Source organism: Nocardia sp. PLKS1-43 (assembly GCF_059510335.1).
In genome coordinates this window covers 464,457-477,383 of record NZ_JCAJZQ010000003.1, presented here as the reverse complement: position 1 = coordinate 477,383, position 12,927 = coordinate 464,457, and the positions used below count along the sequence as shown (strand labels likewise).

Below are 12,927 nucleotides of genomic sequence, written 5' to 3'. Positions count from 1 at the left end.
CGGCGGCCGACGGCTTCGGTGCGGGGTGACGGGTCCGATTCCGATGTGGTGGAACGGGAGCGGAGTGGGCGGGGGGCCTTTCTGGACGCGCGGTCGCTGATCGGGTGCCGGCATCGATTGCATCTGACCGCAACCCATCCCGAGGTGCTGGCGGGGGTCGCCGAGGACGTGGGGGTGCGGCAGCGACGGGATGCCGCCATGGCTCATCGGGAGCACGTGCGCGACACGCTGGTCGCGGCCGCGCCCGAGCGGTGGGTGGTGATCGATCCGGCGCAGCCCGCGTCGGTGCGCGCCGAGGCGACGATTCGGGCGTGTGCCGAAGGGGCGCACCGGATCTGGGGTGCGGTGCTGCCGCAGGAGTTCGACACCGGGCGGCGCGGGGGTTCGGAGATCCTGCTGCGGGACGAGACGCGCGGCGGGTACATCCCGGTGATCGTGGTCAACCACAAGGTGACCGACGCTCGTCAACCCGATCCGGCCGACCACCATCCGCTGACTTCCGATCTGTACCAATGGAATCCGCAACCGGACCGGCATGTCCGCACCCGTCCGCAGCCGCGCGACCAGCAGCGCCTCGCGCATCTGTATCGCATGTTGCAGCGGCACGGCCTGGCCAGTCCGGCCCTGGTCGGTGGGGCGATCGGTCTGGCCTTCGATCGCATTCTGATCCACGATCTGGCCGGATTGCTCGACGATTACGACCGCCGCTACGCCGACCGCATCGCGGTGGTCCGCGGCGAACTGCCCACGGTGCCGTCCAAGGTGCCCGAATGCCGTCAGTGCCCGTGGTGGTCGCGCTCGGGCACGCCCGATGATCTCAGCTGCGAGCGCTGGCTGATCGAACATCACGACGTCAGCCTGGTCGCGCCGGGTTCCCGCGCGGAACTGCTGCGCCGTCACGATGTGGAGACCGTCGAGGATCTGGCCGGATGGACGGGCGAGGAGCCCGAGGACTGGCAGTACGAGCCGTTCGCCGAGGCCGTGGTCACCGCCCGCGCCTGGATCTCCGGCGCCCCGCTGGTCCGGCGGGTCGAGCGGCTGCGGGTCCGGCGCGCGGACGTCGAGGTGGACGTGGACCTGGAGAGCTATCAGGAATACGGCGCCTACCTGTGGGGCACCCTGCTGGACGGGGTGTACCGGCCGTTCGTCACCTGGGATCCGGTTCCGACGGCCGATGAGGCCCGCTCGTTCGCCGAGTTCTGGACCTGGCTCATGGCCAGGCGCGCCGAGGCCGCCGCGGCCGGGAAAACCTTTGCCGCCTATTGCTATTCGCGCAATGCCGAGGACAAATGGATGTACGAGTCGGCGCGCCGATTCGCGGGTGTGCCGGGCGTGCCCACCGAACAACAGGTGCGCGAATTCGTGGACGGCCCGGAGTGGGTGGACATGTTCCAAGTGGTCTCCGAACAGTTCATCTGCCCGAACGGCAAGGGTCTGAAGAAGGTCGCACCGGTCGCCGGGTTCGCCTGGCGCGACGTCGAGGCCAGCGGTGAGGCGTCGATGAGCTGGTACCGGCTCGCGGTCGGTTACGACGACGGCGCGATCGATCTCACCCAGCGCACCAGGCTGCTGGAATACAACGAGGACGACGTGCGGGCGACGCAGGCGCTCCGCGAATGGATGGTTCCGTCGGTGCCCGGCGGCCGTAGCGCCGAGGCCGAGGTGCCGAGCATGGCGGACTTTCGCGAGCCCGATCGAGCCCGTCGTACTATCGGCACGTGACTGAGCATGTCGAGAAACTCGAGTTTCAGGCCGAGACCCATCAGCTTCTGGAATTGATGATCCACTCGGTCTACTCCAACAAGGACACATTCCTGCGGGAACTGATCTCCAACGCCTCCGATGCCCTGGACAAGCTGCGCCTGCTGTCCTACCAGGACAAGGATCTCGAGGTCGACACCGCCGATCTGCACATCGAGCTGGAGGTCGACAAGGAGAACCGGATCCTGACCGTCCGCGACAACGGCGTCGGCATGTCCCGCGCCGAGGTGGTGGACCTGATCGGCACGCTGGCCAAATCCGGCACCGCCCAGCTGCGCAAACAACTGCTCGAGGCCAAGCCGGACCAGGCGGCCGAGGAGCTGATCGGTCAGTTCGGCATCGGTTTCTATTCGACGTTCATGGTGGCCGACAAGGTCACCCTGACCACCCGCAAGGCCGGCGAGTCCGAGGCGACCCGCTGGGAGTCGCAGGCTGGTTCATCGACCTACACCATCGAGACCCTCGACTCCGCACCGCAGGGCACCGCGGTATCGCTGCATCTGATGCCCGCCGACGAGGACGACCACCTCTTCGATTACACGCAGGAGTGGAAGCTCCGCGAGATCGTCAAGAAGTACTCCGATTTCATCGCCTGGCCGATCCGGATGCAGGTCGAGCGCACCGTCACCGAGGGCGAGGGCGAGGAGAAGCAGGAAAAGACGATCCTCGAGGATCAGACTCTCAACTCGCAGAAGGCGCTGTGGACGCGCCCGCGCGGCGAGGTCTCCGACGAGGAGTACAAGGAGTTCTACAAGCACGTCTCGCACGCCTGGGACGATCCGCTCGAGATCATCCCGTTCAAGGCCGAGGGCACGTTCGAATATCAAGCGCTGCTGTTCATTCCGTCGCAGGCGCCGTTCGATCTGTTCATGCGCGAGCACCAGCGCGGTGTGCAGCTGTACGTGCGCCGGGTGTTCATCATGGACAACTGCGAAGAGCTGATGCCGGAGTACCTGCGCTTCGTCAAGGGCGTGGTCGACGCGCAGGACCTGTCGCTCAACGTCTCTCGCGAGATCCTGCAGCAGGACCGGCAGATCCAGGCGATCCGCAAACGTCTTGTGCGCAAGGTGCTCTCGACGGTGAAGGATTTGCAGCAGGCGGAGGACAAGACCTCGTACGAGACGTTCTGGCGGGAGTTCGGGCGAGTTCTCAAGGAGGGCTTGCTGTCCGACTTCGACAACCGCGAAACCCTGCTGCAGGTCTCGTCTTTCGCCTCCACGCACTCGGAGGACAAGCCCACCACGCTCGCGGACTACGTCTCGCGCATGGCCGAGGGCCAGGACAAGATCTACTACATGACCGGCGAATCGCGTCGGCAGATCGAATCCTCGCCGCATATGGAGGCGTTCAAGGCCAAGGGCCTCGAGGTGCTGGTGCTCACCGATCCGGTCGACGAGATGTGGGTCGGCCAGGTTCCCGAATTCGACGGCAAGGCGTTCCAGTCCATCGCCAAGGGTGAGGTCGATCTGGAGTCCGAGGAGGAGAAGAAGGCCTCCGAGCAGCTGCGTGAGCAGCAGGACAAGGATTTCGGCGAGGTCTGCACCTGGTTGCAGAAGACCCTGGACGAGAGCGTCAAGCAGGTCCGGCTCAGCTCTCGGCTGACCACCTCGCCCGCCTGCCTGGTCGGGGACGTCTTCGATTTCACCCCGCAGCTCGAGCGGATGTATCGCGCGTCGGGGCAGGCACTTCCGGAATCCAAGCGGATCCTGGAACTGAACCCGGCCCATCCGCTGGTGACCGGACTGCGCGAGGCCTACTCGAAGGACAAGGAGGCCGCCGACGCCGGGAACTCCGCCGAACTCGCCGAGACCGCCGAACTGCTCTATGGCACAGCGGTTCTCGCCGAGGGCGGGGAACTGAAGGATCCGGCGCGCTTCGCCGGGATCCTCACCGATCGGCTGACCCGCACGCTGTAGTTCACACGGGCATGGGTTCCCGTCCTGCCGACGGGACCCATGCCCGAACGATCAGCAGAAAATGTGATCCACATCACCAATGATGTGATCTCGGAACTCGGCTCAGAACCAGGGGGTTGTACTCAGTGGTCGTAGCTTTCAGTCGTAGCTTCCCGAGCCCTGCTCGTCGCTTCGCGGCGACACTTCATCGAGGCTCCCCGTCTGGATGCGACCACCCGGTCATCGTGATTTTGCGGTGACCAGCAACACCTCGTCAGGAGAAATAATGGTTCAGGGAACCGTGAAGTGGTTCAACGCGGAGAAGGGCTACGGCTTCATCTCCCACGACGGCGGCGCCGACGTTTTCGTGCACTACTCGGAGATCGAGGGCAACGGGTACCGTGCGCTCGAGGAGGGACAGAACGTCACCTTCGAGATCACCCAGGGCAAGAAGGGCCCGCAGGCTTCCGGCGTCCGCGCTCAGTAGTCGTCGATCCCGGACGTCCGGCCCGGGAACCGACTGCTCGCGCGGTCGAACGACATCAGGCCCGCACCGAATTTCGGTGCGGGCCTGACGTTTCGCGATGATTACCGGGGCGCCATGCGCAGCGCGCCGTCCATGCGGAAGGTCTCGCCGTTGAGGTAGTCGTGCTCGGTGATGTACTGCGCCAGCTGCGCGTACTCGTCCGGGCGGCCCAGCCGCGAGGGGAAGGGCACACCCGCCTCGAGGCCCTTGCGGTACTCCTCGGTGACACCGGCCAGCATCGGGGTGTCGATGATGCCGGGAGCGATGGTGTTCACCCGGATGCCGAACTGCGCCAGGTCACGCGCGGCCGGGACGGTCATTCCGGCGACGCCGCCCTTGGACGCGGAGTAGGCGATCTGGCCGATCTGGCCCTCGAAGGCCGCCACCGACGCGGTGTTGATCACCACGCCGCGCTGGCCGTACTCGTCGACCGCCTCGGTCTTGGAGATCGCATCGGCGGCAACGCGCATCACGTTGAACGTACCGAGCAGGTTCACCGTGATCACTGTGCGGAACAGCTCCAAGTCGTGCGGGCCGTTCTTGGACAGGATCCGGCCGGCCCAGCCGACCCCGGCGCAGTTGACCACGATGCGCAGCGGGACGCCGGACTCGACGACCGTCGTGACCGAGGCGGTGACGTCCTCGCCGCTGGTCACGTCGGTGGGAAGCAGGATGACACCGGCGGGAACGTTATCGCCTGCCCGTTCGATCGACTGCTGCAGATCGAATCCGAATACGGTCGCGCCCTGGTCGGCGAACCGCTTGGCGGTCGCGGCACCCAGGCCGGACGCAGCGCCGGTGATGATTGCGGCAGAGCCCGAAATCTCCACGGTGTTTGGTCCTCTCGTTGGTGACGGCCCTTCGCTGGCCTTTCGTCAATAGGCACAGTAACCGCCCTACCCACCGGTCTACTTTCGGCCTCCGCTTCGTCGGCGCGGAGCTGTCCGGCAACCTTGGGGGGCCGCGGCCCCGCCGGAGCGCAGCAGAGGCCAAAATTACAGGAAACCGCTCGTGAGCAACGGAGTCGCATCGATGTCAGACCCGGCAGGGACCAGCCGACAGTTGCCGCGGGGCCGTCACGGCCTGCCGCGGGAGGCCGTGATCGCCTCTCAGCGCGACCGGATTCTGAGCGCGATGGCACAGGCGATGACCGAAAACGGTTATGTGGGAACGTCCGTCGCGATGATCATCAAGCGGGCCGGCGTGTCCCGGGAGACGTTCTACGAGCAGTTCCGTTCCAAGGAGGACTGTTTCGAAGCCGCCTACGAGCGAGCCGCCCGAGTTCTGCTCGAACGGATCGTCGAGGCGGCCGCAACGCTGCGGGACACACCGGCGACCCGCGAGCAGCGGATCGAGGCGATGCTCGGCGCCTATTTGAGCGGGCTGGCCGCCGACCCCGCCGACGCGCGCCTGTTCCTCATCGAGGTCTATGCCGTCGGCCCCGAGGCCATCGCGCGACGCGGCGAACTCCAGGAATCGTTCACCGCCATGGTCGCCGACATCCTCGACGCGCACACCGCCGAACAACATTTCGCCTGCCAGACCCTTGTCGCCGCCGTCAGCGCGCTGGTCACCACCCGAGTCGCCGCCGGAGATCTGGACGGTCTGCGGGCATTGAGCGGGCCGCTGCTCGAACTCCTGCGCCGCAGCGGAGATCTGTTCGGCACCCCGCCGCCGCTCCGCGACCTCAGCATCTCGTCGGGTGCCGGGTAGCCGGTGGTTGGTGCTGGGCAGTGTTCCGGGCGCCGGCCCGTGAGCTGCCGGCAGTTTCGCGATACTTCGGATTCAGTGGCTGTCGACGGACTCGTTCTCGGGAGCCGGCTGTCGCGCCGAAGTCGTCGCCCGGCGTTGGACAAGCCACAGCGCCGCGCCCGCGACCGCCGGAGCCAGCAGGGAGATCGCGTATTCGGTCACGCGCCCCAGATCCGGTGCGAAGGCCGAGAGCAGGGTGGCCGCGGCGATATAGAGGAACAGCAGGCCGGATCCGATCGCGATGGCGCGTTCGGGAACGTGCTTGCCGAGCAGGATGCCCAGTGCGATGGCACCGCCGCCCGCGGCCACCATGCCCACGACCGAGCCGATCCACACCGCGATCCAGTTGTGGTTCGAGGCCAGGGCGATGATGGCGAACATGGTCCGGTCGCCCAGCTCGGCCAGCAGGAATGCGGACAGAACCATGAAGAACACTCGCCACGGCGAGCGTGCGCCGGAATCCTTCTCGGCGATCTCGGTGTCCGCGTCGGCCTCGGTGTGGATCGTCTCGCGCAGAGTCCACAGACCGACGGCGAGCAGAACGACCGCGGTGATCACGGCGATGGCATTGGTCGGCAGTGCCGCGCCCAGGAAATGTCCGACGCCCACGGCGATCAGGTTGACCGCGATACTGGCCGCGGTGATTCCGCCGAGCACGACCCACCACCGATGACGCAGCGCGAAGGACAAGGCCATGAGCTGCGATTTGTCCCCCAATTCGGCGAGGAACAACACGCCGAAACTCAGCAATATCGTGGCGATCATCTTCTGCGCTCCCAGATCTCCGGCCTGCCGGCCGCAGACGGGGCGTCTCCGGCCGACAACGCACCCGAAATATCGGTTGGTTGGTTATCGGCCGAAGGTCTCGCCCACCGGGGCGGGCGGATTCGATTCACCGCCGCGACGCCGGTTCACGTGGCCGGACCCGGATGGATCAGTATGTCGACCACGCGATTTGGGGCTACTCCCCTTCGCTGTGACCAAGCCTATCCTAATTCGCCTCCGCTGCCAACCTGTTGTCATCGAAATCGCAATGCGCGCAATAAGTTTGGCGATCCTGTCCGAATACTTCGGTTACCCGTACGCAGTGTCCAGGGCGCCCTGACAGGTGCACGCCCGGCCGGTCATGCCGCGATCAACATGGCCAGAACCGCGGTATCGGGGTCGCTGATCGGGTCGACGCCCACCCGGCTGACCATCGAGGTCACCGTGCCGTCCGACTCGGCCTCCACCCAGGCCGCGCGATGTTGCAGTCCCAGATGCGGCACTCCGGGCAGCAGTACGCAACCCGAGGCCGCACCACTGCATTCGGGCAGGGACGGGCTGGTCTCCGAGGGCGGATGCAACATCATCAGCGCGGGCGGCACATGCTGGGCAAATCGTCCGGGCTCGAGCGCCTGTTCACCCAGCACCGGGCCCTCGGCCAGGACCAGGCCTACCGTGCCGGGTTCGGGATCGTCGGGAAGGTCCTCGCGAGCGCCGAAAACGGTGGTGGTGGTCAGAATGCCCGGCAGCGTTGCCACCCGGACGGCCAGCGCCAGCAGTTGCGCCCATTCCTTCGTGGTATCCGGCCAGCGGCCTCCGATGAGAAATCCCCGCAGTGATCCGTGCGCCTGGAATGGCGTAACTCGAACCGGATCGTTCGTGTGCATCGTGGCCTCCCGAGTCTGTCCGGGATGGCTGCCGCAATAGCGAGCCGTCCTGAAGTTGTGGGTACCCGAGAATGGACCGAACAATGTCTGGCACACAAGTACCAGAGAGTGCTAAGGCGCAGGTAACAGCGCTGAAACATGAAACGGGCCCGCGAACCGAATGGTTCGCGGGCCCGTTCTCGAGCTATGCGCCGGAGTTCCGGCGGCCCGATCAGCCGAAGACCAGACCCTTGCCCTGAGCGGTCGCGCGAGCGAAACGCTCCTGCACGTCGGCCCAGTTGACCACGTTCCAGAACGCCTTCACGTAGTCGGCCTTGACGTTCTTGTACTGCAGGTAGAACGCGTGCTCCCACATGTCGACCTGCAACAGCGGGATGATGCCCAGCGGCACGTTGGCCTGCTGGTCGTACAGCTGGAAGGTCAGCAGCTTCTGGCCCAGCTGGTCGTAGCCCAGCACGGCCCAGCCCGAACCCTGCAGACCGTTGGCCGCGGCGGTGAACTGCGCGCGGAACTTGTCGAACGAGCCGAACTGGTCGTCGATGGCCGCGGCCAGGTCGCCGACCGGCTTGTCGCCGCCGTTCGGGGACAGGTTCTTCCACCAGATGGTGTGGTTGACGTGGCCACCCAGGTGGAAGGCCAGGTTCTTCTCGTTCAGGAAGATCGCGCCGTGGTCACCGGACTCGCGCGCCGCTTCCAGCTTCTCGAGTGCGGTGTTGGCGCCGGCGACGTAGGTGGCGTGGTGCTTGGAATGGTGGAGTTCGTTGATCTGCCCGGAGATGTGCGGCTCCAGGGCGCCGTAGTCGTAGTCCAGATCTGGCAGCGTGTACTCAGCCACGATGTCCCTTCCGTCGTATGTCAGGCCGTCTGCACCCGGACTTGCCGGGCGCACCCAACCATCATTCGTACACCCGCTCGTGTGCAACCGGCGGCCGTGCCCCCGGAATTCCTGATGAACGAAAAGATTCCCGATGATCGGAATCGCTTGCGGCGCTACATCGGCGGCGCGACGTCCGGCAGCATGGTGCGCGGATCGCAGGCGTCGTGCGCCTTCCACCAGCGCGCACCACCGGCGATGAACTCCGCGAGCGGAATCTCACGGCCGTCGGAGGTGGCGATCGAGACGTCCTCGAACCAGATCCGAACGTCCAGCTCGCGCGGATCGATACCCTCCTGCTGGGAGAACTCCAGCAGATGGCTGCCCGGCTCGGCGCTGATGGTGCTGTCGAAGCTCAGCAACTCGCGCCACAGCGCCCAGCCGCTGTCGTCGGCATCGACGAAATCCCAGCCGTGCAGGGCGCCGCCGCCGAATCCGGCGATCGCCTCGCCGAGGGTTTCCAGGGTGAGCGGGAAGACCCGCGGTTCGGTATCGTCCCAGCGCTGCATGCGCAGCGAGGCGGCGATCCGGCTGACGCCGGTGAGTGTCAGGTACACCCGGTGATCCGTGGGCGGTGGCCCATCGGTGGGGAGGGTCAGCACTTCGAGTTCGAGCCGAACCCGTGCGGCCTCGGCGTCGGGCACGAGGCCCAGACAGGTGCCTTCGGCAAGTGCTGTGTTGAGTCCGGCCGTATCCAATCCGTCGAGTAACCCGCGGGTCGCGTCCATGCGGACCAGGCTACCGACACCTGGGGACATGTCGGGGATTTCGGCTCGCGGCAGGTGTTGCCGGGATTTTTCGAAACCGAGGGAACCGAACGCCGATGCGCTCCGTCCAAGTAGTTGTCGGGATCTCCCGGCCGCGGTTCCGCCCGTCGGGTCCGCGGTTCGCGGCGGATCCCGTGGAAGGCGGTGGGCGACCGCTCCGGCATGAGGAGGGGAGTATCGGATCGGTCGCCCACATGCGCTTCTTGCTGGTCAGGGGTTCGGCTCGGAGCTATCACCGCGACACTCTCGACCTGTGGATGAGGTTGTGGATATGTGGATAACTCGGCGCGAGTTATCCACACTCTCCACCGGTCCGGGTCCCGTGGCAGGATCGAACACGTGACGAGCCCCGAAATTCCATCGGTGCCGGTGGATGCCGTACCTGCCGAATTCGATGATGCCGGGACCGCGCCGGCCATACTGCTCGACGTCCGGGAGGACGACGAGTGGCAGCTCGGGCACGCACCCGGCGCTGTGCACATTCCCATGGCCGATATTCCCGCCCGCGCCGACGAGCTGGACTACGACCGGGAGATCTACGTGATCTGCCGTCAGGGCGGGCGCTCGCTGCAGGTCGTGCGGTATCTGACGCATATCGGATTCGACGCGGTCAATATCTCCGGCGGCATGGTGGCCTGGCAGAAGGCCGGTCGCCCGCTGACCGCCGAGGGCGATCACGAGGCGAAGATCTACTGATGAGAGGGGGAGCGGCATGGCGGTGAGTACGGTCGTACAGCCCTGTGCCCGCTGCGGTGCGCGGTGGGCGGTGCAGGGCAGGCCCATGCACTGGTGCCCGCGCTGCCACGGTGTGCTGCTGTCCCCGGCTCCGGTGGACGCCCCGCCGCAGCGGCGCAACTACCGCTGGGTCGCCCGTCCCCCGGGACGCCGCCGCCCGCGCGGCACCCGTCCGTCGGCCACGAATCTCGCACCCGTTCCGACACCGCGCTACACCGAGATTCCGCGCTGGGGACTGCACGATCCGCCGCCACGCCAGGTGGCGGCTTCCCGGTCGCGGTTGGCTCGGCTGAGTGATCGGGCCGTGCGGCTGCTGACGACGACGGTGGTGCTGTTCGCCCTGTCCGCGGCCGCCGAATTCGTGCGGTATCTGCTGCTCATGCGGAACCGGACGCGGTTGATCGAACCGGTCGTGGTCTACCTGTCCGACTGGTCGGTGCGGGTCTTCGCCGCGCTGGCCCTGGCGTTCGCGCTGGTGACCGCCGTCGCGCTGGCGGGCTGGCTGATCGAGGCCCGGCGGCGCGCCTACGCCGCCGACGGGCACCGCGATCCGCGCGGGATGTGGGCGCTGCTGCTGGGTTGTGTGGTTCCCGTGGTGAACCTGCTGTGGCCCGGTGTATTCCTGACCGAACTGGCCCGTCGTCACGGCGATCCGCGCGTTCTGCAAGCCGTGCGGATCTGGTGGGCGGTCTGGGCGGTCAACGGCGTGATGGCCGTGATCGCACTGAGCTTTCGCGGCGCCGACACCTTGCAGGCCCAGGCCAACGGGGTGATCTTCACCGTCTACACCGATCTGGCGGCGACGGCCGTCGCGGTGCTGTCGCTCTGGGTGATGCGTTCGTACGAGGGATTGGATCTGCGCGGTCGCCGCCGGTCGCCCCGGCGCTGGGTGGCCACCGGCGGTCCGGTCGTTCCGGTCATCGAACCGGTGCATCCGGCGAACGCGGAGGCCGGACCGGCCGACGCGCATTCGGCCTCGGCCACCGGCGATGCGAGCGGTGCGACGGCCCGGCGCGCCGCGGATCCGGAGGTCGTGCAGGATAGGCGTGCGGAGGCCGTCTCGGGTGCGGAATCCGAGCAGCAGGAGGAGGTCATGGCGAAGTGAATCAGGACAGTCGTGCGCCGTTCGTCGTCGCGCATCGAGGCGCCTCGGCGGCCCGTCCGGAACACACTCTCGCCGCATACGAGCTGGCCCTGCAGGAAGGCGCGGACGGCGTCGAATGCGATGTGCGGCTGACTCGCGACGGCCATCTGGTCTGCGTGCACGACCGCACGGTGGATCGCACCTCCTCGGGGTCGGGACTGGTCAGCGAGATGAGCCTGGAGGAGTTGCGCGCCTTGGACTTCGGCACCGACGGCGAGTCGTCCGCGGTACTGACCCTGAGCGAACTGATCTCGCTGGTGCTGGACTGGCGCAGCCGGCCGACCAAGTTGTTCATCGAGACCAAACATCCGGTGCGCTACGGCGCGCTGGTGGAGAACAAGGTCCTGGCCGAACTGCAGCGATTCGGTATCGCGACGCCCGCCTCGGCGGCGCATTCGCGGGCGGTCGTGATGTCCTTCGCCGCGACGGCGGTCTGGCGGATTCGCCGCGCCGCGCCGCTGCTGCCGACGGTGCTGCTCGGCGAGTCGTCCCGCTATCTCGGCGGCAGCGCGGCCACGACGGTCGGCGCGACCGCGGTCGGCCCCTCGGTGAAAACGCTGCGTGAACATCCCGATCTGGTCGACAAGGCCGCCGCCGCCGGACGCGCGACATACTGCTGGACGGTCGACGATCCGGACGATGTGAAGTTGTGCGCCGAACTCGGCGTCAACTGGGTCGCCACCAACCATCCCGGCCGCACGAAGGCGTTGCTGGACGCCCTTCCGCCGCTTCCCGATTCGCAACCGAGCCAGTGAGAGCCCGATAGCAGCCCACAGTGTGCCAGCCGCAGGTGTGGTCGTGGTGTGAGGTCGCTGGGCAACCTTCCCGGCGCTCGACGGCACGGTGAATCGCGATCGGGCCGTGCCGCGCTGTAGGTTCTGCGTTCGTGGGTAAGAGCAAACGGAATACTCCCAAGCCCGACAGCAACCGGGCCCAGCGTCTCGCCGAGCGGCGAGCCGACCGAGCCAACCGCGGCGTGACGCGTCCGTTCGCGGGTTTGGCCGCCGAATGCGATCTGGTGGCGCTACGGGAGTTCGTGCCGTCGGCGACCGCGACGTTGCCGACCGCACCCGGATTCGCCGCGAAACGTCCGGTGACTCTGGCCACGGTCCTGCCCGGCGCGGTGGCCGCGCTGGTGCGCGCCGCCACCGAACCGATCGGCTTCGTCGCCGCGCAGGTGCAGTTCCAGTCCGAGAATCCGGCCGCCGATCTGGCCGCCGCCATCGCTTGGACGCAGACCACCGACCCCGGCGAATCGCTGAACAGCGCGGGCGATGCCGACGTGACGGCCCAGTCGCTGACCGAGGTGATCGATCCGGCCACAGCCCTGGACCTGACCGTGCACCAGGACTTCAACTGGTGGGTTCCCGAAGGTGTGCAGCCCGATCCGCAGGTGGCCGCGACCATCGAACAGGCGAACCAGGCGATCATGCCCTCGGACCGCCTGCGGTTGGACGCCGACGCCGTCGGTGCGGCCTGGTGGGTCGACGCGGGCGACAAGGCGCATCTGCGCTGGGTCCGTCCGGAGGACGAGGACGCGCTGATGCTGGCGCTCGCGCGCCTGCACGCCGCCGGCGGCCTGCACCTCGGTGAGGGTTCCCGCTTCGCCGGTTCGTTCCGCACCCACGGCCTGCTGGTCCCGGTCTTCGACCTGGACCGCGAACGGCACGCCACCGAATGGGTGCAGCCCGCAACGGAATTCGGCACCCGCCTCGGCGAGGCCCTCGCCTCCGACGCCCCGCTGAGCCCGGACGAGCGACGTTCGCGTGACGGATTGCGTTCGCGTCAGATCACTTTGCGCTGAACCGACGCTTCGGTGAG

At 67.1% G+C, this 12,927-nt stretch carries 13 protein-coding genes; 8 read left to right on the top strand and 5 right to left on the bottom strand.

Annotated features, from left to right (window positions below):
- The first annotated feature begins 45 nt into the window (after positions 1-45).
- From AC5WS7_RS13990 to AC5WS7_RS13980, 3 genes are all read left to right on the top strand, one after another.
- Positions 46-1,722: a TM0106 family RecB-like putative nuclease gene (locus AC5WS7_RS13990; RefSeq protein ID WP_495955177.1), complete on the top strand. Its 1,677-nt coding sequence runs from the start codon at positions 46-48 to the stop codon at positions 1,720-1,722.
- Positions 1,719-3,677, top strand: a complete 1,959-nt coding sequence (gene htpG / locus AC5WS7_RS13985; RefSeq protein ID WP_495954891.1) for a molecular chaperone HtpG — start codon at positions 1,719-1,721, stop codon at positions 3,675-3,677. Before AC5WS7_RS13990 ends, htpG begins: the two co-directional genes overlap by 4 nt.
- 265 nt (positions 3,678-3,942) lie before the next feature.
- The gene (locus tag AC5WS7_RS13980; RefSeq protein WP_067884929.1) at positions 3,943-4,143 is read left to right on the top strand and encodes a cold-shock protein; all 201 of its coding nucleotides are present in this window, start codon (positions 3,943-3,945) and stop codon (positions 4,141-4,143) included.
- A gap of 101 nt (positions 4,144-4,244) precedes the next feature.
- Here the strand turns inward: AC5WS7_RS13980 and AC5WS7_RS13975 are convergent, their stop codons facing one another.
- Positions 4,245-5,012, bottom strand: coding sequence for an SDR family NAD(P)-dependent oxidoreductase (locus AC5WS7_RS13975; protein WP_495954890.1), 768 nt, complete (start codon positions 5,010-5,012; stop codon positions 4,245-4,247).
- Between the two features lie 202 nt (positions 5,013-5,214).
- On the opposite strand from AC5WS7_RS13975, the gene AC5WS7_RS13970 reads away from it, so the two are divergent.
- Complete coding sequence (locus tag AC5WS7_RS13970; RefSeq protein WP_495954889.1) at positions 5,215-5,895, top strand: TetR/AcrR family transcriptional regulator; 681 nt, start codon at positions 5,215-5,217, stop codon at positions 5,893-5,895.
- A 72-nt stretch (positions 5,896-5,967) separates the two neighbouring features.
- Here AC5WS7_RS13970 and AC5WS7_RS13965 read toward each other — a convergent pair whose 3' ends face one another.
- The 4 genes from AC5WS7_RS13965 to AC5WS7_RS13950 form a co-directional block, all read right to left on the bottom strand.
- The gene (locus tag AC5WS7_RS13965; protein WP_495954888.1) at positions 5,968-6,699 is read right to left on the bottom strand and encodes a TMEM165/GDT1 family protein; all 732 of its coding nucleotides are present in this window, start codon (positions 6,697-6,699) and stop codon (positions 5,968-5,970) included.
- A 359-nt stretch (positions 6,700-7,058) separates the two neighbouring features.
- Positions 7,059-7,586, bottom strand: coding sequence for a peptidase (locus tag AC5WS7_RS13960; RefSeq protein WP_495954887.1), 528 nt, complete (start codon positions 7,584-7,586; stop codon positions 7,059-7,061).
- A 211-nt stretch (positions 7,587-7,797) separates the two neighbouring features.
- Positions 7,798-8,421 carry a superoxide dismutase gene (locus AC5WS7_RS13955; RefSeq protein WP_495954886.1) on the bottom strand — a complete coding sequence of 208 codons (624 nt, stop codon included), beginning with the start codon at positions 8,419-8,421 and terminating at the stop codon, positions 7,798-7,800.
- Between the two features lie 155 nt (positions 8,422-8,576).
- On the bottom strand, positions 8,577-9,188 hold the full coding sequence (locus tag AC5WS7_RS13950; RefSeq protein WP_495954885.1) for a hypothetical protein: 612 nt from the start codon (positions 9,186-9,188) through the stop codon (positions 8,577-8,579).
- Between the two features lie 378 nt (positions 9,189-9,566).
- Between AC5WS7_RS13950 and AC5WS7_RS13945 the strand changes: the two genes are divergently transcribed.
- The 4 genes from AC5WS7_RS13945 to AC5WS7_RS13930 all read left to right on the top strand — a co-directional run bounded on the left by AC5WS7_RS13945 (position 9,567) and on the right by AC5WS7_RS13930 (position 12,910).
- Positions 9,567-9,923: a rhodanese-like domain-containing protein gene (locus AC5WS7_RS13945; protein ID WP_495954884.1), complete on the top strand. Its 357-nt coding sequence runs from the start codon at positions 9,567-9,569 to the stop codon at positions 9,921-9,923.
- Between the two features lie 22 nt (positions 9,924-9,945).
- Complete coding sequence (locus AC5WS7_RS13940; RefSeq protein ID WP_495954883.1) at positions 9,946-11,067, top strand: DUF4328 domain-containing protein; 1,122 nt, start codon at positions 9,946-9,948, stop codon at positions 11,065-11,067.
- Positions 11,064-11,861 carry a glycerophosphodiester phosphodiesterase gene (locus AC5WS7_RS13935; RefSeq protein ID WP_495954882.1) on the top strand — a complete coding sequence of 266 codons (798 nt, stop codon included), beginning with the start codon at positions 11,064-11,066 and terminating at the stop codon, positions 11,859-11,861. The genes AC5WS7_RS13940 and AC5WS7_RS13935 overlap by 4 nt, the downstream gene beginning before the upstream one ends.
- Before the next feature lie 131 nt (positions 11,862-11,992).
- Positions 11,993-12,910: a DUF5926 family protein gene (locus AC5WS7_RS13930; RefSeq protein ID WP_495954881.1), complete on the top strand. Its 918-nt coding sequence runs from the start codon at positions 11,993-11,995 to the stop codon at positions 12,908-12,910.
- The last annotated feature ends 17 nt before the right edge of the window (positions 12,911-12,927 follow it).

What these genes read in the sequence shown, in the direction of transcription:
- AC5WS7_RS13965 (WP_495954888.1), bottom strand. Translation starts at nt 6,699, where the DNA reads ATGATCGCCACGATATTGCTGAGTTTCGGCGTGTTGTTCCTCGCCGAA.
- AC5WS7_RS13980 (WP_067884929.1), top strand. Translation starts at nt 3,943, where the DNA reads ATGGTTCAGGGAACCGTGAAGTGGTTCAACGCGGAGAAGGGCTACGGC.
- AC5WS7_RS13970 (WP_495954889.1), top strand. Translation starts at nt 5,215, where the DNA reads ATGTCAGACCCGGCAGGGACCAGCCGACAGTTGCCGCGGGGCCGTCAC.
- AC5WS7_RS13950 (WP_495954885.1), bottom strand. Translation starts at nt 9,188, where the DNA reads ATGGACGCGACCCGCGGGTTACTCGACGGATTGGATACGGCCGGACTC.
- AC5WS7_RS13960 (WP_495954887.1), bottom strand. Translation starts at nt 7,586, where the DNA reads ATGCACACGAACGATCCGGTTCGAGTTACGCCATTCCAGGCGCACGGA.